Source organism: Thomasclavelia ramosa DSM 1402 (assembly GCF_014131695.1).
GTDB lineage: Bacteria > Bacillota_I > Bacilli_A > Erysipelotrichales > Coprobacillaceae > Thomasclavelia > Thomasclavelia ramosa.
Genome location: NZ_CP036346.1, coordinates 2,929,659 through 2,948,806, shown reverse-complemented (window position 1 = coordinate 2,948,806; position 19,148 = coordinate 2,929,659). Strand labels below are relative to the sequence as shown.

Below are 19,148 nucleotides of genomic sequence, written 5' to 3'. Positions count from 1 at the left end.
TTTGAAGATGAAATTATTAAAATGTCCAATTTGTGGAAATGTTGTGGAAATGGTTGAGGATCATGGAGTACCATTAATGTGCTGTGGTAAGAAAATGGAAGAGGTTGAAGCAGGTGCGGTTGATGCGGCACTTGAAAAACATGTTCCAGTTTTAAAAGTAGAAGGTGATTGCTTAACTGCTGTTGTAGGGGATGTTTTACATCCAATGACACCAGAACATTTAATTAGTAATATTTGGATTGAATTTGCTGATGGTAGCAATAAGAAGGTCACACTAACTTCTGATGACGAACCAATTGCTAAGTTTAATATTGCTGGTAAAAGTGGTAAAGCTACAGTCTATGAATATTGCAATCTTCATGGATTATGGAAAACAGAAATCGAACTATAGAAACCTCCATTGTGGGGTTTTTATTTTTGTCCGTATATAATAAAAAGAAAGAGTGTTCTGCTGATATTATCTTTACTGTTAGTCTGGGGGTTCCAGTTTTAGGAGTAGTATCAAGTGAATCACTCTTTTTAGTTTAAAATTACGACTAAGGTCGAAGACCACTACCACCTTGAATCGTCATAGTTTCTCCGGTAATGTAGTGACCGGCTTCGCTAGCAAAAAAGACTGCTGCACTTCCAATGTCATTTTCAGGATCAGCAAAGCGTTGCATTGGAATACCTTGAATAGTTTTTTCATATAAGTCAGGGTACTCTTCCTTCCATTTAGTAAGACCTTCAGTCATTGCTAAGGGGCAAATTACATTTACATTAATGTTATCAGGACCCCATTCAGCTGCTGCAACACGGCTTAACCCTCGAATCCCTTCTTTGGCAGCGGCATAAGAAGATTGTCCGAGTTTGCCAAATAGTCCAGCCCCTGAGGCAAAGTTGATAACACTACCATGACTTTCTTTTAAATATGGGTAAGCAGCTCGCATATAAAAGAAGGTTGCGTATAGACCGGAATTAATTGCTAAATCAAAGTCTTCTTTAGTATGGTCTTTTAACATAACGCCAGATTTAGATGCCTGTGCGTTATTTACAACGATATTAATTTTTCCATAATATTTGATGGTTTTGTTAATGACATTATTAACATCATCTTCATTAGCTCCATCAGCAGGAATGCATAGTACATTGATTTGGTATTGAGATTCTAATTTCTCTTTAGCATTGTGTAAAGTATTTCTGTTTCTCCCGGTAATAACTAGGTTAGCCCCGGCTTTAGCAAAGGCTTTTGCTAACCCAAAACCAATACCACGACCACCACCAGTAATAATAGCGACTTTATTTTGTAATGTTTTCATATTATCTCTCCTTTGGTTAGTTATAGCTAACTTATTTGATATATTAGACGTATTTATTAATGTTGTCCAATAATATGCAATAATAATATTCCCGAAAACATTTATTTTATTAGATGAATAAGATAAATGTTTTAGTATAAATCTTATAGTAAAGGAAATAAAGCAGGTTTTATTATTAGCTGATCTAAGATATTTGACCATAAATAAAAATAATTTAGAGAAAAAAATAAAAAAGTATTGCATTTATCGAATAATAATGTATAATCCTTAGTTGACGCAATATGTGTTACTATGCGTGGAAGGACAATGTCCATTTGACCACAGCACGGACAAATTTTATATAGGAGGTATGTCACGTGAGTAAAAAAGTCGCAAGAGTCATGAAGATTCAATTCCCAGCTGGAGGAGCTAAACCAGGTCCAGCATTAGCAGGAGCAGGAATTCAAATGCCTAAATTCTGTACAGCTTTCAATGATCAAACAAGAGATCGTATGGGTGAAACTGTACCAGTAGTTTTGACTATTTATGAAGATAAAGATTTTAGTTTTGTACTAAAAACTGCACCAGCAGCGGAAATGATTAAAAAGGCTTGTGGAATCAAAAAAGGTTCAAGCAATGCCGGAACTACTGAAGTTGCTACATTATCAGCTGAAAAATTAAAAGAAATCGCTGAATACAAAATGCCAGACTTAAACGCTATCGATTTAGAATCAGCAATGAAAATCATCGCTGGTACTGCTCGTAACATGGGTGTTAAAGTAGAAGCATAATTAAAGATTAAATATTAATCGTCATTTGTGGAAGGATAATCCGTTTGACCACTAAGGAGGAAAAATAATGGCAAAGAAAAGTAAAAGATATCAAGAAGCTGCTAAATTAATTGAAAAAGGTAAAGCTTATTCAATCGAAGAAGCAGTTGCATTAGTAAAAGAAACTAGTAAAGTTAAATTTGATGCCGCAGTTGATGTTGCATTTAGATTAGGAGTAGATCCTCGTCAAGCTGATCAACAATTACGTGGGGCATTAGTATTACCAAACGGTACTGGTAAGTCTAAAAAAGTTTTAGTTGTTACTGAAGGACCTAAAGCTCAAGAAGCTAAAGATGCTGGAGCTGATGTTGTTGGTGGTAAAGAAATTTTAGAAGACATCAAAAAAGGATGGTTAGATTTTGAAGTAATGATCGCTACTCCTGATATGATGGCTGAATTAGGTAAGTTAGGTCGTATTCTTGGACCTAAAGGATTAATGCCTAACCCTAAAACAGGAACAGTAACTATGGATGTTGCTAAAGCTGTTAAAGAAACAAAAGCTGGTAAGGTAACTTACCGTACAGATAAAGAAGGAAATGTTCAAATGACAATTGGACGTGTTTCATTTGATAATGATAAATTAGTAGAAAACTTTACAGCAATCTATGATTTATTAGTAAAAATCAAACCTTCTACTTCAAAAGGTGTTTATATGAAAAACATCGTTGTCTCATCAACTATGGGACCTAGCATTAAAATCGCAGCCGCTAAATAGTAGCTGCTAAACAAGGCGCAATCAATATACCCAAGACAGTAACTGGGAAACCTTAATTTGTTACCGAGGTGTTAAAGAGATATATATTATATATTGACTTTGACTCTCGTTTAAACGAGAGTTTTAGTTTGAGTATATTGTTGCATATATAAAAATTTACAGGAGGTGTGACAATGTCAGCAGAAGCAATTAAAGCAAAAAGCGCATTAGTCGAAGAAATCGCTGCTAAATTGAAAGGAGCTCAATCTGCAGTTGTAGTTGAATATCGTGGTTTATCTGTCGCAGAAATGACAGAATTACGTAACAACTTACGTGCAGAAGATGTTGAATTAAAAGTTTATAAAAACTCATTAGTTCAAAGAGCTACTGTAGCAACAGAATATGAAGGACTTAATGCAGAATTAACAGGACCAAACGCAATTGCACTTGGTAATAGCGATGCTGTAGCACCAGCAAGAGTAATCGCAAAATTCGCGAAAGATCATGAAGCTTTAGTAATTAAAGCGGCAGTGGTTGAAGGTAAATTATTAACAGTGGATGAAGTTAAAGAAATTTCTAAATTACCTAACCGCGAAGGTATGTACTCTATGTTACTTGGAATGTTACAAGCACCAGTTAGCAAGTTTGCACGCGTAGTAAAAGCTGTTGCAGAAGCTAAACCAGAAGATGGTAGCGCAGCAGCAGAAGAAGCAGCACCAGTTGAGGAAGCTGCACCAGAAACACCAGTTGTTGAAGAAACAGCTGAAGAAACAAAAGAAGAAACAGCTGAATAATCAGCTATATAAATTGGAGGAAAATAAACATGGCAAAATTAACACATGAAGATATCTTAGCTTACTTAGAAGAAGCTACAATCTTAGAATTAAATGATTTAGTAAAAGCAATTGAAGAAAAATTTGACGTAACTGCTGCTGCACCTGTAGCTGTAGCTGCTGCTGGAGCTGAAGAAGCTGCTGGAGAACCTGCTAACGTAACTGTTACATTGACAGAAGCTGGTGGAACTAAAGTTGCTGTAATCAAAGCTGTAAGAGAAATCACTGGATTAGGATTAGTTGATGCTAAAGGTTTAGTTGACAAAGCACCATCTGTAATCAAAGAAAACATTCCTGCTGCAGAAGGAGCAGAAATTAAAGAAAAATTAGAAGCTGCTGGAGCTTCTGTAGAAGTTAAATAATTTATATTTGACTAAATAAAGAGCCCTTCGGGGCTCTTTTATCTTGGAGGACATATGAAACATTACTATACAAATAATGAAGATTTAATTAGTGAACCAGAACAATTTATTTTTACTTATCGTGGTAAAGAACTAATATTTACTAGTGATCATGGAGTTTTTTCTAAAAAAATGATTGATTTTGGATCACGAGTTTTATTAGATGCAATTGAATTAGATGAGGGTAAATCTACTTTATTGGATGTGGGGTGCGGTTACGGCACTTTTGGGGTTGCTCTTAAAAGTGCTTACCCGGCTTTGGAAATCGATATGATTGATGTGAATGAACGGGCCTTGTTATTAGCAAAACAGAATCTAGCTGCTAATAATTTAGAAGCTAATGTTTATTTAAGTAGTGTTTATGAAAATGTTACTAATAAATATGATGTAATTGTTACAAATCCTCCGATTCGGGCTGGAAAAGAAACTGTTACAAAAATTTTAGTTGAAGCTAAAGAACATTTAAATCTTCATGGAGAAATTTGGGTTGTGATTCAAAAGAAACAAGGGGCGCCATCAGCTAAGAAGAATCTAGAAAGTGTTTTTGGTAATGCAAATGTCGTAAAAAAGGATAAAGGATATTATATTTTAAAAGCTATTAACAAGTAAATTTACTTGTCAATAGTTTTTTTGATATTTTTTTATTTTTTTGTTGACTTTAAAATATCCTTGTGATAGAGTATTAAAATGCCTATTAATGTTTAAAATCAAGCGCTTTTGCGCGCTCTAAAACATGTTGATAGAGAAATATAAAGGGGTGGAGTTAATACGTGGAAAACAAAATAACTGAAGCAAAAAGCAAGATTACTCGTCGTAATTATTCAAGAATTAGTGGATCTTTAGAACTTCCAAATTTAGTAGAAATTCAAACAAATTCATATAAATGGTTTAAAGAAGTAGGTATTAAGGAAGTATTTGAAGATATCTACCCAATTACTAACTTTAACGAAACATTGTCGTTAGAATTCGTAGATTGTACATTTGATGAAGCAAAATATTCAGTCGAAGAGAGCAAAGACCGTGATGCTAACTATGCTGCACCAATTAGAGCATCTTTACGTTTAGTTAATTCTGGTACTGGTGAAATTAAAGAACAAGAAGTATTTATGGGAGATTTCCCATTGATGACTGACTCAGGAACTTTCATCATTAACGGTGCTGAACGTGTTATCGTATCACAATTAGTTCGGTCTCCAGGGGCATATTTTGCTGATGCCTTAGATAAAAGTGGTAAAACAGTATTTAATGGGAGTATTATCCCTTCAAGAGGTACTTGGCTAGAATTTGAAACAGATGCTAAGGATGTTTTAAACGTGCGTATCGATCGTAATAGAAAGATGCCGGGAACTGTATTATTAAGAGCTTTAGGTCTTTCAAGTAACGATGAAATCATCGATGTTTTTGGTGAACACGAGTATATCATCAACACTTTAGCTAAAGATAATACAACTAATACTGAAGAAGCTTTAATTGAAATTTATAATAAATTAAGACCAGGTGAACCAGCAACATTAGAAGGTGCTAACAACTTATTATATACGCGTTTCTTTGATTGTAAACGTTATGATCTAGCTAAAGCTGGACGCTTTAAGTTCAGAAAAAAATTGAGCCTTTTAGATCGTATTGCGGGACGTATTTTAGCAGAAGATTTAGTTGATGTTGACGGAAATGTAGTATACCCAGAGGGTACTGTAGTTACTCAAGAAGTTAGTGATACAATTAAACCAATTTTTGAAGCTGGAGCTCATACACGTGAACTTGATACCAACCCTAGATTAGAATCAAACGGTGTGATCCAAGTATTAGATGTTTATGTAGATGATACTAAAACTAAAAAGATGCGAGTTATTGGTACTGATTTATCTTTAGATAGTAAGTTTGTTACTATTTCTGATATGATGGCTGCTTATTCATATATGTTTAACTTAGTAGATATCTATGATGCGTTAGATTTAACAGCTGAAGATCGTGTTAACTTAATGGCTCGGATTGGATTATTAGATGATATTGACCATTTAGGTAATCGTCGTGTTCGTTCTGTTGGTGAATTAATTCAAAATCAATTTAGAATTGGTTTATCAAGAATGGAACGGGTTGTAAAAGAAAGAATGTCATTGTCTGAAGTTGATTCAATTACACCACAATCACTTACTAATATTCGTCCGTTAACTGCGGCAATTAAGGAATTTTTCTCTTCTTCACAATTGTCTCAATTTATGGATCAAATCAATCCCCTTGCCGAACTTACTAATAAACGTCGTTTATCAGCATTAGGGCCTGGTGGTCTAAGCCGTGATCGTGCTGGTTATGAAGTCCGTGACGTACATGCGTCTCACTACGGAAGAATTTGTCCAATTGAAACACCTGAAGGTCCAAACATCGGGTTGATTTCAACATTAGCTTCTTATGCTAAAATTAATCAATATGGGTTTATTGAAACGCCATATCGTAAAGTAAATAATTGTGTTATTGATGAACATGATGTTCGTTATTTAACTGCTGATGAAGAAAAAAATTATATTATTGCGCAAGCAAATGTTAGAACTGATAAAGATGGTACGATTCTAGATGCCCAAGTTATTGCTCGTCACTTAGGAGAAAATATCATGGCTAAGCGCGAAGAAGTAGATTATATCGATATTTCACCAAAACAAATTGTATCGGTTGCTACTTCTTGTATTCCGTTCCTTGAAAATGATGATGCTACTCGTGCTTTAATGGGTGCCAACATGCAACGTCAAGCTGTACCATTGTTAAATCCACATACGCCATTTGTTGGAACTGGGATGGAGCATCAGGCAGCTCGTGATTCAGGTGCGGCAGTAGTATCACGTGAAGATGGAATTGTAACATATGTTGATGCTAAAAAAGTAATTGTTGAAGATAATGAAGGGGTTGAACATCGCTACCGTTTATCTAAGTTTAAGATTTCAAACAACGGTACATGTATTAACCACAAACCAATCGTTAAGACTGGGGAAAAAGTATTGAAAGGTCAAGTTTTAGCTGATGGTCCGGCTATGGAACAAGGTGAACTTGCTTTAGGACAAAACGTATTAGTAGGATTCATGGAATGGAATGGATATAACTATGAAGATGCGGTTATTATGTCTGAAAGATTAGTGAAAGATGATGTTTATACATCTGTTCATATTGATGAGTATGCAATCGAATGTCGTGATACTAAATTAGGGCCTGAAGAAATTACTCGTGACATTCCTAACGTTGGGGATGAAGCTCGTAAAAACCTAAATAGTGACGGGATCATTATGATTGGTGCTGAAGTTAAAGAGGGTGACATTCTAGTTGGTAAAGTAACACCAAAAGGTCAAGCTGAGCTTTCGGCAGAAGAAAAATTATTACTTGCAATCTTTGGAGAAAAATCTCGTGAAGTTAAAGATAATTCATTAAGAGTTCCTCATGGTGGGGCTGGAATCGTTCATGACATTAAAGTATTTGAAAGAAAAAATGGTGATGAATTACAACCAGGTGTTAATAAAGTTGTTAAAGTTTATATTGTTCAAAAGAGAAAAATTTCTGAAGGGGATAAAATGGCAGGACGTCATGGTAATAAAGGGGTAATCTCTAAAATTTTACCAATTGAAGATATGCCACACTTAGAAGATGGAACACCATTGGATATTATGTTAAACCCATTAGGGGTACCTTCTCGTATGAATATCGGGCAAGTACTTGAATTACATTTAGGTTATGCTGCTCGTCAATTAGGTTTATATATTGCAACACCAGCCTTCGATGGTTTACATCCAAGTGATCTAGAAGATATCATGGCTGAAGCAGGAATGTCTAAAGATGGTAAACAACCTGTTATTTCTGGTCGTACTGGTGAATATTTTGATAATAATATCTCAGTTGGAATCATGTATATGATTAAATTAGCCCACATGGTTGATGATAAATTACATGCTCGTTCAGTTGGTCCATACTCACTAGTTACGCAACAACCATTAGGTGGTAAAGCACAAAATGGTGGACAAAGATTTGGGGAAATGGAAGTTTGGGCACTTGAAGCATATGGTGCTGCATATACATTACGTGAAATATTAACAGTAAAATCTGACGATGTTGTTGGTCGTGTTAAGACTTATGAAGCAATTGTTAAAGGACAACCATTACCAGAACCAGGATTACCTGAATCATTTAGAGTGTTAAAGAAAGAATTGCAAGCTCTTGCATTAGATATTCGTCTATTAGATGAAAATGATAATGAAGTAGATATGCGTAATATCGAAGAAGAGGAACATCGTTTCCCTCGTAGTATCGATAAAGATGAAGTGATTGAAACTCCTGAAACAGAAGATGAATTAGAAGAAGAAATTCTTGAGGATGATTTAGATGTTGAAGAAGAGGAAGATTTCGAAGATATCGACGAAGATTTTGATGAAGAATTAGAAGAAATCGAAGAAAGTGAATCATTATAGGAGGAATAAAGATGGCAAATACAAATAAATTCTCAGCAATTCAAATTGGCTTAGCTTCCCCTGAAAAGATTCGCGAATGGTCTTATGGTGAGGTTAAAAAACCTGAAACTATTAACTATCGTTCTCAAAAACCGGAAAAGGACGGATTATTTTGTGAAAAGATTTTTGGTCCTTCAAAGGACTGGGAATGTAGTTGCGGTAAATACAAAAAAGTACGTTATAAAGGTGTAGTATGTGATCGTTGTGGAGTTGAAGTAACTAAATCAGCTGTTCGTCGCGAAAGAATGGGACACATTGAATTAGCAACACCAATCGCTCATATTTGGTATTTGAAAGGAATTCCATCAAGAATGGGACTTATCTTAGATATGTCACCAAAACAATTAGAAGAAATTATTTACTTTGTTTCTTATGTTGTTATTGATAAAGGAAGTACACCATTAGAATACAAGCAAGTATTATCTGAAAGAGACTATCGTAAATGTTTTGAACAATTTGGTCATACTTTTGAAGCCCAAATTGGGGCTGAAGCAATTCAAACATTATTACAACAAGTTGATCTAGATGCTGAATTTGCAAAAGTAACTAAAGAACTTAAAGAAGCTCAAGGTCAAAAGAGAACAAAATTATTAAAACGATTAGAAGCAATTGAGGCTTTTAGAACTTCAACAAATGAACCAGAGTGGATGATTCTTGAAGCTTTACCGGTAATACCACCTGATTTGCGTCCAATGTTACAATTGGATGGGGGGCGTTTTGCTACTTCTGATTTAAACGATTTATATCGTCGTGTTATTACTCGTAATAATCGTTTAAAGAAATTATTAGAACTTGGAACACCTTCTATTATCGTGCAAAACGAAAAGAGAATGTTGCAAGAAGCTGTTGATGCTTTGATTGATAATGGTCGTCGTTCAAAACCGATTACTGGTGCTGGTGGACGTGCATTAAAGTCATTAAGCCATACTCTAAAAGGTAAACAAGGTCGTTTCCGTCAAAACTTACTTGGTAAACGTGTTGATTACTCAGGACGTTCTGTAATCGCAGTTGGTCCCGATTTAAAAATGTATCAATGCGGGATTCCACGTGAAATGGCATTGAATCTATTCAAACCATTCGTTATTAATGGTCTCGTTAGGGATCAATTAGCAACAAATATTAAAGCTGCTGAAAGATTAATTGATAAAATGGATGATCGGATCTGGCCAATTGTTGAAGAAGTTATTCAACAACATCCAGTGTTACTTAACCGTGCACCTACATTGCATAGATTAGGAATCCAGGCATTCGAACCAAAACTAGTTGAAGGGCGAGCAATTCGTCTACATCCACTGGTTACTCCAGCGTTCAATGCCGATTTCGATGGTGACCAAATGGCGGTCCATGTACCATTAGGTGAAGAAGCAATTCAAGAAGCTCGTCAATTAATGCTAGGTTCAAATAATATCTTAGGTCCAAAAGATGGAAAACCAATCGTTACACCATCTCAGGACATGGTATTAGGAAATTATTATTTAACACTTGAAGATGAAGGTGGCTTAGGAGAAGGAACTGTCTTTGCTGATCGTAATGAAGTTGATCATGCTTATTTTGCTAAAACAGTAGAATTACACACTCGTGTAGCAATCAAAGCGTCAGCATTAAAGAATGAAACTTTCACTAAAGCACAAAATGATTGTTATTTAATCACATCTGTTGGGAAAATTTTATTTAATGACATCTTTGATGGTAAATTCCCATTTATTAATGATCCAAGCAGTGAAAACTTAATCGCTACTCCAGATAAATATTTTGTTCCAATGGGAACAGATATTAAAGAACACATTAGAAATCAAAAGATTATTAAACCTTTAAATAAAAAATCTTTAGGAAAGATCATTGATGAAGTGTTTAAACATTCAGCAATGTCTGATACAAGTTTAATGCTTGATAAATTAAAAGACCAAGGTTTCTATTACTCAACAATTGCTGGTACAACTGTATCTGTATACGATATCCAAGTGCCAGAAGCTAAATATGAAATTTTTGAAAAAGCTGATGAAAAACTAGAGCAAATTAAAAAGTTCTATAATAAAGGTAAATTAACTGAATCAGAAAGATATCAAAATGTAATTAAATTATGGACTGACGTTAAAGACGAAGTTCAAGAAGTTGTACGTTTAGAGTTCGAAGCTGATGATCGTAACCCGATCTTCATCATGTCTGATTCTGGAGCCCGTGGATCATTATCTAACTTTACGCAATTAGTAGGTATGCGTGGATTAATGTCAAATCCAAAAGGGGAAACAATTGAGTTGCCAATCAAGTCTTCATTTAGGGAAGGTTTAACAGCATCAGAATTCTTTATCTCTACCCATGGTGCTCGTAAAGGTTCTACCGATACAGCTTTAAAAACTGCCGATTCTGGATATTTAACAAGACGTTTAGTTGATGTTGCTCAAGAAGTAATTATTTCTGAAGAAGACTGTGGAACTGATCGTGGCTTTGTAGTTACAGAATTATACAATAATGATGATAAATCAGTCATTGTACCATTACATGACCGTTTGGTTGGTCGTTATTCACAAAAAGATATTTTCCATCCAGAAACTAAAGAATTAATTATTGCTGGTGGAGAATTAATTACTGAAGCATTAGCTGATGAAATTGTTAATGCTGGAATCACTGCTGTAGAGATTCGTTCTGTTTTAGGGTGTAATGCTAAAGGTGGAGTATGTCGTAAATGTTACGGACGTAACTTAGCTACAGGGGATGTGGTTGAATTAGGAGAAGCTGTAGGTATTATGGCGGCTCAATCAATTGGGGAACCTGGTACCCAATTAACAATGCGTACATTCCATGATGGTGGGGTTGCCGGTGGTGCCGATATTACTCAAGGGTTACCTCGTATCCAAGAGTTATTCGAAGCTCGTAATCCAAAAGCAAAATCTATTATTAGTGAAATCGAAGGAGAGGTTACTAATATTATTGATAACGCTGGAAGAATGGAAGTCGTTATTACTAATGATTTAGAAACGCGTAGTTATTTAGCGCCATACGGTGCTAAAATCCGGGTGAACGTTGGTGATCATGTCAATATTGGAGCTAAAATCACTAAAGGTTCAATTGATCCAAAGGAATTATTATCAGTTGCTGATGTTGAAGCAGTTGAAAACTATATTATTAAAGAGGTTCAAAAGGTATATCGAATTCAAGGTATCGAAATTTCTGATAAACATATCGAAATCATCGTTAAACAAATGCTAAGAAAAATGAAAGTAGTTGAAGGTGGGGAAACAGGTTGTCTACCTGGTACAAATATTAATGTAAACGCCTTTACTGAATTAAATAAACAAGTTTTAAAAGATGGTAAGCATCCAGCAGTAGCTCGTCCAGTATTACTAGGGATTACAAAAGCATCTCTTGAAACTGAATCATTCTTATCTGCAGCATCATTCCAAGAAACTACTAAGATCTTGACCGATGCTTCAATCAAAGGTAAGAAAGATCATTTATTAGGATTGAAAGAAAACGTATTAATTGGTAAGCTATTGCCAGCAGGGACTGGTCTTCGTGGAGCTCTTAAATCACCGGAAAGATTAGCGCGCGAAGCTGAAGAAGCAATGTTAGCGAGTCAAGAAGATATGGATGATTTAATTGATAATGACAATGAAATAGAAATGATGGAACAAGCAGGTTAATCCCTGCTTGTTTTTTATGTTAATAAATTTACTTGCAATGCTAGTTACTAAGTGTTAATATAAACTTGTCACTATATAGTGACAAAGAGCGGTTATGAATGAATCTCAAATCTTGAATTAGGGATGTATTTTGACTCTTTATGGTAAATCACAATTGTGTAGTAAAATAGGGATTTTATTTTTTCATGGTAGTCCTGGCAGTGGGGCACATGCACTTATGCAGTTATCGCCTTTTCAAGAACTTGAGAAATGGTAGCAATGTTTTTATTTTGATCAACGTGGTAGTGGCAAGTCAGAATATGATCTCCGTAACGGCTTAACAATTGAACAAATTACCACCGATGTATTTGCTGTTGTAGAGGTAATGAAAAACAATGGGATATAGAAAAACTGTGGTTCTTTGGGTGGATCGTTTTGAGGTTATTTGGCCTGCTTATGTATAGTATGTTTTTATCAATCGTTTACGGGTCTTGTTTTTAAGCAGCTCGGCGATTATTTTTAATCATCAACAGCCAGTAGAATTCTTTTTTTAATGAAATCTTTTTATGCAAATAAAGTTTGTTCTACCGATAAAGTTCCTACAGCAGCAAGATTAGCACCAGAAGAGTTTTTTTTCATTATCATCAACTCAAGAATTTGTCTTTAGCTCGCTTAATACCTCTAATTCATTGCAACATATTACTGCGATGAGCGACTGGTTTTATTGTTATTATTTTGGTTTCCTATTTGATAATTTAATAGTTTTGACGTTAATCATGCAGGAAAAAGAAAATCCGATTTGTGCTTATCAAAATCTTAATCAGCAAATCGAACTAATAAAAAATGAATTAATTCGATATCTTTTATTTGCTGATTGTGGGGATGCTGTTTTTGAGGATCAAGTAGATGTTTTTGCAGAAGAAATAAACAAATTTATAGAGGAGAAAATAAAATGTTAGTATATATTTGTTGTGCTGGTGGGGCAACATCAAGCTTATTTTGTAAAAAGATTGGGGATGCCTCTAAGGTTCCAACTACAGTGGAAGATATTTTTACAGTATTAAAGAATTATGATGAGTATGATAATAAATATGAGATAATTTTAGCTTATGGACCGGCTGAGTTTTTAAAAGAACGTTGTATTAGGGAATATAATTTAGGTGAAAAAATTTCAAGTATATGGATTGCTCCGCAAGAACGTTTTATGTTGCCGACAATTCAAAAAATATTTGCAAAGTATAATACCCCGGTAGCAGCTATCGATATGAGAACATTTGGAACGATGAATGGTGCTAAAGCATTAGCGGATATTCTTGCATTGTAAAGTCTATACAACCACACATAAAAGTTCTATAATAATAAAAATGGAGGTTGGTAAATGTGATTGATTTGAATCAAGTGATGACGTTTACTGAAGCGGCAGATAAATGGGGATTTGCTAATGGCAATACGATTCGTAAGGCGGTTGAAAGAAATAAATTCTTGCCAGCGGAAATTCGTAAAAGTGGAGATGTCTGGTTAACTACCTATGCAGCAATGCTGCGGGTTTTCGGTCAACCAAGAAAATTGGACGAAGTGATTACCTACCAAGAGATTGCTGAATTGATAACGGATGCAGTCTATTTACATAAAAATGTAGATTTAGAGATGAATTCGATTTTCCGACGAATTGCTGGAGCAATTGAAAAAAGGCAAACGATAACGGTAGTTGAGTCTCGAAATAAATCAGAACGAATTTTAATGGTTGTTAAGACAAGAGATGATTTAGAAGCATTTATGAATACTTTAAAGCGTTATTTAGATTCAGTAGATATAAAATTAAAGAAAGAGTAAAAACTGTTTAAATATAAAAAGCGTTTAAATGGTTTTTATTTTGTTTATTAATGATATAATCAATTTTTTTAAAAAAAACAAATAAAATTATTGACATATTTATATTTTTGTAATAATATGAACTACGGTGCCCGCATAGGGGCGCGTTGTTTATTACGAAATATGAAACACCCGGAATCGTGTGTTTAAGTATGGAAGAAAGGAGAACAAGGAATGCCTACAATTAATCAATTAGTTAGACAAGGTCGTAACGACAAAACCACAAAATCAAAATCACCAGCGTTAAACAGAGGTTTTAACTCATTAGCTAAGAAACCAACAACGACTAATTCACCTCAAAAACGTGGTGTTTGTACACGTGTTGCTACTATGACACCTAAAAAACCTAACTCGGCTTTACGTAAATATGCCCGTGTTAGATTATCAAATGGAATGGAAGTAACTGCATATATCCCAGGAATTGGACACAACTTACAAGAACATAGTGTTGTTTTAATTCGTGGTGGTCGTGTTAAAGATTTACCAGGGGTTCGTTATCACATCGTACGTGGTACAATGGACTGTGCTGGTGTTAATGATCGTAAACAAGGCCGTTCAAGATACGGTGCTAAAAAACCAAAAGCTTAAGAAAAATCAAGTATAGGAGGAAAATTAAATGGCAAGAAAAGGTCAAGTTGCTAAAAGAGACGTTCTACCTGATCCAGTGTACAATTCTAAAACTGTATCTAAATTAATCAACAACATTATGCTTGATGGTAAAAAAGGTGTTGCTCAAAACATCTTATATGATGCATTTAAAAAAGTAGAAGAGAAAACTGGAAACCCAGCAATGGAAGTTTTTGATCAAGCAATCAACAACATTATGCCAGTTCTTGAACTTAAAGTTAGACGTATTGGTGGGGCTAACTACCAAGTACCAGTAGAAGTATCTGGTGAAAGAAGAATGACTTTAGGGTTAAGATGGTTAGTAAATTATTCTCGTTTAAGAAACGAAAATACAATGGTTGATCGTTTAGCTAACGAAATTATTGATGCTTCTAACGGAGCTGGTGCTTCTGTTAAGAAGAAAGAAGATACTCATAAAATGGCAGAAGCTAATAAAGCATTTGCTCATTTCCGTTGGTAATATCCAACAAATGATAACGAAAGGAGAAAAATTATGTCTCGTGAATTCTCATTAGAGAAAACTCGTAATATCGGAATCATGGCTCATATCGATGCTGGTAAAACAACAACTACTGAACGTGTCCTTTATTACACAGGTAAGATTCATAAAATTGGAGAAACACATGAAGGTGCTTCTCAAATGGACTGGATGGAACAAGAACAAGAACGTGGTATTACAATCACTTCTGCAGCAACAACTGCACAATGGAATGGATACCGTGTTAATATCATCGATACACCGGGCCATGTAGACTTCACTGTAGAAGTTGAACGTTCATTACGTGTATTAGATGGTGCGGTTACTGTATTAGACTCAAAAGCAGGTGTTGAACCTCAAACTGAAACAGTTTGGCGTCAAGCAACTACTTATGGAGTACCACGTATTGTATTCTGTAATAAAATGGATGCTACTGGTGCTGACTTCATTATGTCTTTAGAATCTTTAGAAAAAAGATTAGGGGTACATGGTGTTGCACTTCAATTACCAATCGGTGCTGAAGATACTTTCGAAGGAATCATCGACTTAATTAAGATGAAAGCTGTTTACTTCGAAGGGACTAAAGGTGAAAACGTAATTTACAAAGATATCCCTGAGGAATATTTAGATCAAGCAAACGAATATCATGCTAAAATGTTAGATGCTGCTGCATCTTATGATGATGATCTAATGATGAAAGTTTTAGAAGAAGAAGAACCAACTGAAGAAGAAGTTAAAGCTGCTATCCGTAAAGGTGTATTGGCTGTAGAATTATTCCCAGTATTATGTGGTTCTGCTTATAAAGACAAAGGGGTTCAACCAATGTTAGATGCAGTTATTGATTTCTTACCTGCTCCTACTGATATTCCTTCAATTAAGGGGATTGATGAAGATGGTAATGAAATTGAAAAACATGCTTCAGACGAAGAACCGTTTGCTGCATTAGCGTTCAAAATTATGGCTGACCCATTTGTAGGAAGATTAACTTTCTTCCGTGTATATTCAGGAACTGTTGATTCTGGATCGTATGTATTAAATTCAACAAAAGATAAGAAAGAACGTTTAGGACGTATTCTTCAAATGCATGCCAATAAACGTAATGAAATCCAAACAGTTTATGCTGGGGATATCGCAGCTGCTGTAGGGTTTAAAAATACAACTACTGGGGATACTATCTGTGACGAAAAGAATTTCGTTATTCTTGAAAAAATGGAATTCCCTGAACCAGTTATTGAACTTGCTATTGAACCAAAAACAAAACAAGATCAAGATAAATTAGGTGTTGGATTATCTAAATTAGCTGAAGAAGATCCAACTTTCAGAACATTTACAAACCCTGAAACTGGTGATACAGTTATCGCAGGTATGGGTGAATTACACTTAGATGTAATCGTTGACCGTTTAAGAAGAGAATACAAAGTAGAAGCTAACGTAGGTGCTCCACAAGTAGCTTATCGTGAAACAATCAAAACAGCTGCTGAATGTGAAGGTAAATATGTTAAACAATCTGGTGGTCGTGGACAATACGGTCACGTATGGATCAAATTTGAACCTAATGAAGGTAAAGGATTTGAATTCGTTGATGCTATCGTTGGGGGATCTGTTCCAAGAGAATACATTAACTCTGTTAAAGTAGGTCTTGAAGATGCTCTTGCAACTGGGATGATTGCTGGATATCCAGTATTAGATGTTAAAGCGACATTATTTGATGGTTCTTACCATGATGTCGATTCATCAGAAATGGCATATAAAGTTGCTGCAAGTATGGCATTAAAAGCTGCTGGTAAAAAATGTGATCCAGTTATCTTAGAGCCAATCATGGCTGTAGAAGTAACTGCACCTGCTGAATACTTAGGTAGTGTAATGGGTGACGTATCTTCACGTCGTGGTATGATTGAAGGACAAGAAGAAAGAGGAAATGCTGTTACAGTGCAAGCTAGTATTCCTTTATCAGAAATGTTCGGATATGCTACTGATTTAAGATCATTTACACAAGGTCGTGGTAACTACACAATGATCTTCGATCGTTATGAACCAGTACCTAAATCTATTAGAGAAGAAATTATTAAGAAAAACGGTGGAAACAACTAGTATCCAATCAAAATCTTATTGATTTTTTCAACTAAATAAATTAGAATGTATATGTACAAAAATATAAACTAGGAGGAACCTTAAATGGCTAAGGAAAAATTTGACCGCTCAAAAGCGCATGTAAATATCGGAACTATTGGTCACGTTGACCATGGTAAAACAACTTTAACTGCTGCTATTACAACAGTATTATCAAAAGATGGACAAGCTCAAGCAATGGATTATGCTGCTATCGATGCTGCTCCAGAAGAAAAAGAACGTGGTATCACAATCAACACTGCACACGTTGAATACCAAACTGCAACTCGTCACTATGCACACGTTGACTGTCCAGGCCATGCTGACTACATCAAAAACATGATCACTGGTGCTGCACAAATGGACGGTGCTATCTTAGTAGTTGCTGCTACAGATGGACCAATGCCTCAAACAAGAGAACATATCTTATTATCTCGTCAAGTAGGTGTACCTTACATCATCGTATTCTTAAATAAATGTGATATGGTTGATGACGAAGAATTATTAGACTTAGTAGAAATGGAAGTTCGTGAATTATTAAATGAATATGACTTCCCAGGTGATGACACTCCAGTTATCCGTGGTTCTGCTTTAAAAGCTTTAGAAGGAGATCCAAAATGGGTTCCAGCTATTCATGAATTAATGGAAGCTGTTGATTCTTATATTCCAACTCCAACTAGAGATACTGATAAACCATTCTTAATGCCAGTTGAAGACGTATTCACAATCACTGGACGTGGTACAGTTGCTACTGGACGTGTTGAACGTGGACAATTAAACTTAAATGATCCACTTGAAATCGTTGGTATTCATGAAACTAAAAACACTGTTGCTACAGGTATCGAAATGTTCCGTAAGTTATTAGATTACGCTGAATCTGGAGATAACGTAGGGGTTTTATTAAGAGGTGTTAACCGTGAAGAAATTCAACGTGGACAAGTATTAGCTAAACCTGGATCAGTTAATCCACACAAAAAATTCAAATCTCAAGTGTATATCTTAAGTAAAGATGAAGGTGGACGTCATACTCCTTTCTTCGCTAACTATAGACCACAATTCTACTTCAGAACTACTGACGTAACTGGTGTTATTGAATTACCAGAAGGTGTAGAAATGGTTATGCCTGGGGATAACGTTGAATTAACTGTAGAATTAATTGCTCCAATTGCAATTGAAAAAGGAACTAAATTCTCAATCCGTGAAGGTGGTAGAACTGTAGGTTCTGGAAATATCTCTGATATTATTGAATAATAATTACAGAAATTTGGAAAGTCACATTAGTGGCTTTCTTTTTTTACATTTTGAAAATAATTGAAACCGCTTGAAAAGCACCCTTCACTTAGGTATAATATAAGAGCAGATATAAATCTGAAAATTCATTGTTATAAGGAGATATCAAAATGGATGAACAAGAACAAATCGTAATTAACCTAATTGTAAACAGTGGTAGTGCTCGTAGCTCTGCAATTGAAGCAATTCAATATGCAAAAGCTGGTGACTTAGCAAAAGCTGATGAATCATTACAACAAGCTAAAGAAACAGTAAACGAAGCTCATCATTCTCAAACAGAATTAATTCAAGCTGAAATTCGTGGAGAAAAAGCACCATTAAACTTATTAATGGTACATGCTCAAGACCACTTAATGACTGCTTTGGTAGTTATTGACTTAGCTCAAGAATTTATTGATGTTTACAAAAAAATCGGGTAATTTTACTAGTTAGGTGAATAAATACCATTCCTTTTTGAAGGAGTGGTATTTTTTTACAAAAAAAGACAAAAAAGGCTTTACAAGACAAAAGGGATATGGTAAATTAAATAGGCACTCGAGGAAAGGGACGTAAGGACCGGAGAGAAAAAGCAAAAAAAGTTAAAAAAAAGATTGACTAAAAAGCGAAAAGAGTGTAAGATATTCAAGTCGGCAAAAG

The 19,148-nt window shown here is 35.1% G+C and carries 17 protein-coding genes and 1 other annotated feature; of the genes, 16 read left to right on the top strand and 1 reads right to left on the bottom strand.

Translation table 11 applies throughout. From position 1 onward, the window contains the following. Positions 1-7: 7 nt before the first annotated feature. Entirely contained in the window at positions 8-391 is a 384-nt protein-coding gene (locus EYR00_RS14090; RefSeq protein ID WP_003539637.1) for a desulfoferrodoxin family protein, read from the top strand. 145 nt (positions 392-536) lie between these two features. Here the strand turns inward: EYR00_RS14090 and EYR00_RS14085 are convergent, their stop codons facing one another. Further along, complete coding sequence (locus EYR00_RS14085) at positions 537-1,298, bottom strand: SDR family NAD(P)-dependent oxidoreductase (RefSeq protein WP_008792706.1); 762 nt, start codon at positions 1,296-1,298, stop codon at positions 537-539. Positions 1,299-1,654: 356 nt separating this feature from the next. On the opposite strand from EYR00_RS14085, the gene rplK reads away from it, so the two are divergent. The 15 genes from rplK to EYR00_RS14010 all read left to right on the top strand — a co-directional run bounded on the left by rplK (position 1,655) and on the right by EYR00_RS14010 (position 18,931). After that, positions 1,655-2,068: a 50S ribosomal protein L11 gene (gene rplK, locus EYR00_RS14080; RefSeq protein WP_003539639.1), complete on the top strand. Its 414-nt coding sequence runs from the start codon at positions 1,655-1,657 to the stop codon at positions 2,066-2,068. 67 nt (positions 2,069-2,135) lie between these two features. Next, positions 2,136-2,822 (top strand): 50S ribosomal protein L1, encoded by a 687-nt coding sequence (gene rplA, locus EYR00_RS14075; protein ID WP_003539640.1) that lies wholly within the window; start codon positions 2,136-2,138, stop codon positions 2,820-2,822. Between the two features lie 11 nt (positions 2,823-2,833). Continuing rightward, positions 2,834-2,958 (top strand) — a sequence feature (ribosomal protein L10 leader region). A gap of 37 nt (positions 2,959-2,995) precedes the next feature. After that, positions 2,996-3,595, top strand: a complete 600-nt coding sequence (gene rplJ / locus EYR00_RS14070; RefSeq protein WP_003539641.1) for a 50S ribosomal protein L10 — start codon at positions 2,996-2,998, stop codon at positions 3,593-3,595. A 29-nt stretch (positions 3,596-3,624) separates the two neighbouring features. Then, positions 3,625-3,996, top strand: coding sequence for a 50S ribosomal protein L7/L12 (gene rplL, locus EYR00_RS14065; RefSeq protein WP_003539642.1), 372 nt, complete (start codon positions 3,625-3,627; stop codon positions 3,994-3,996). 54 nt (positions 3,997-4,050) lie between these two features. Next, a complete protein-coding gene (locus EYR00_RS14060) occupies positions 4,051-4,644 on the top strand; it encodes a class I SAM-dependent methyltransferase (protein ID WP_003539643.1) in 594 nt (197 codons plus the stop codon). 161 nt (positions 4,645-4,805) lie between these two features. Further along, the gene (gene rpoB, locus EYR00_RS14055) at positions 4,806-8,477 is read left to right on the top strand and encodes a DNA-directed RNA polymerase subunit beta (RefSeq protein ID WP_003539644.1); all 3,672 of its coding nucleotides are present in this window, start codon (positions 4,806-4,808) and stop codon (positions 8,475-8,477) included. An 11-nt stretch (positions 8,478-8,488) separates the two neighbouring features. Then, positions 8,489-12,157: a DNA-directed RNA polymerase subunit beta' gene (gene rpoC / locus EYR00_RS14050; protein ID WP_003539646.1), complete on the top strand. Its 3,669-nt coding sequence runs from the start codon at positions 8,489-8,491 to the stop codon at positions 12,155-12,157. A gap of 755 nt (positions 12,158-12,912) precedes the next feature. Beyond that, positions 12,913-13,095 carry a hypothetical protein gene (locus EYR00_RS15935; protein WP_003539650.1) on the top strand — a complete coding sequence of 61 codons (183 nt, stop codon included), beginning with the start codon at positions 12,913-12,915 and terminating at the stop codon, positions 13,093-13,095. After that, positions 13,089-13,460 (top strand): PTS sugar transporter subunit IIB, encoded by a 372-nt coding sequence (locus EYR00_RS14040; protein WP_003539651.1) that lies wholly within the window; start codon positions 13,089-13,091, stop codon positions 13,458-13,460. Before EYR00_RS15935 ends, EYR00_RS14040 begins: the two co-directional genes overlap by 7 nt. Positions 13,461-13,516: 56 nt before the next feature. Then, positions 13,517-13,969 carry a helix-turn-helix domain-containing protein gene (locus EYR00_RS14035; RefSeq protein ID WP_003539652.1) on the top strand — a complete coding sequence of 151 codons (453 nt, stop codon included), beginning with the start codon at positions 13,517-13,519 and terminating at the stop codon, positions 13,967-13,969. A gap of 213 nt (positions 13,970-14,182) precedes the next feature. Next, on the top strand, positions 14,183-14,596 hold the full coding sequence (gene rpsL / locus EYR00_RS14030) for a 30S ribosomal protein S12 (RefSeq protein ID WP_003539653.1): 414 nt from the start codon (positions 14,183-14,185) through the stop codon (positions 14,594-14,596). 28 nt (positions 14,597-14,624) lie between these two features. Next, positions 14,625-15,095, top strand: a complete 471-nt coding sequence (gene rpsG, locus EYR00_RS14025; protein ID WP_003539656.1) for a 30S ribosomal protein S7 — start codon at positions 14,625-14,627, stop codon at positions 15,093-15,095. A 33-nt stretch (positions 15,096-15,128) separates the two neighbouring features. Then, positions 15,129-17,204 carry an elongation factor G gene (gene fusA / locus EYR00_RS14020; RefSeq protein WP_003539659.1) on the top strand — a complete coding sequence of 692 codons (2,076 nt, stop codon included), beginning with the start codon at positions 15,129-15,131 and terminating at the stop codon, positions 17,202-17,204. Between the two features lie 84 nt (positions 17,205-17,288). Continuing rightward, positions 17,289-18,473 carry an elongation factor Tu gene (gene tuf, locus EYR00_RS14015; protein ID WP_003539660.1) on the top strand — a complete coding sequence of 395 codons (1,185 nt, stop codon included), beginning with the start codon at positions 17,289-17,291 and terminating at the stop codon, positions 18,471-18,473. A gap of 149 nt (positions 18,474-18,622) precedes the next feature. Continuing rightward, on the top strand, positions 18,623-18,931 hold the full coding sequence (locus EYR00_RS14010; protein ID WP_003539662.1) for a PTS lactose/cellobiose transporter subunit IIA: 309 nt from the start codon (positions 18,623-18,625) through the stop codon (positions 18,929-18,931). Positions 18,932-19,148: the final 217 nt, after the last annotated feature.

Bases quoted from the DNA above. Each gene is read 5' to 3' on its own strand.
- rpoC (WP_003539646.1), top strand. From the start codon at position 8,489: ATGGCAAATACAAATAAATTCTCAGCAATTCAAATTGGCTTAGCTTCC.
- rplA (WP_003539640.1), top strand. From the start codon at position 2,136: ATGGCAAAGAAAAGTAAAAGATATCAAGAAGCTGCTAAATTAATTGAA.
- tuf (WP_003539660.1), top strand. From the start codon at position 17,289: ATGGCTAAGGAAAAATTTGACCGCTCAAAAGCGCATGTAAATATCGGA.
- EYR00_RS15935 (WP_003539650.1), top strand. From the start codon at position 12,913: ATGCAGGAAAAAGAAAATCCGATTTGTGCTTATCAAAATCTTAATCAG.
- rpsG (WP_003539656.1), top strand. From the start codon at position 14,625: ATGGCAAGAAAAGGTCAAGTTGCTAAAAGAGACGTTCTACCTGATCCA.
- EYR00_RS14060 (WP_003539643.1), top strand. From the start codon at position 4,051: ATGAAACATTACTATACAAATAATGAAGATTTAATTAGTGAACCAGAA.
- fusA (WP_003539659.1), top strand. From the start codon at position 15,129: ATGTCTCGTGAATTCTCATTAGAGAAAACTCGTAATATCGGAATCATG.
- EYR00_RS14010 (WP_003539662.1), top strand. From the start codon at position 18,623: ATGGATGAACAAGAACAAATCGTAATTAACCTAATTGTAAACAGTGGT.
- EYR00_RS14040 (WP_003539651.1), top strand. From the start codon at position 13,089: ATGTTAGTATATATTTGTTGTGCTGGTGGGGCAACATCAAGCTTATTT.
- rplL (WP_003539642.1), top strand. From the start codon at position 3,625: ATGGCAAAATTAACACATGAAGATATCTTAGCTTACTTAGAAGAAGCT.
- EYR00_RS14085 (WP_008792706.1), bottom strand. From the start codon at position 1,298: ATGAAAACATTACAAAATAAAGTCGCTATTATTACTGGTGGTGGTCGT.
- EYR00_RS14090 (WP_003539637.1), top strand. From the start codon at position 8: ATGAAATTATTAAAATGTCCAATTTGTGGAAATGTTGTGGAAATGGTT.
- rpsL (WP_003539653.1), top strand. From the start codon at position 14,183: ATGCCTACAATTAATCAATTAGTTAGACAAGGTCGTAACGACAAAACC.
- rplJ (WP_003539641.1), top strand. From the start codon at position 2,996: ATGTCAGCAGAAGCAATTAAAGCAAAAAGCGCATTAGTCGAAGAAATC.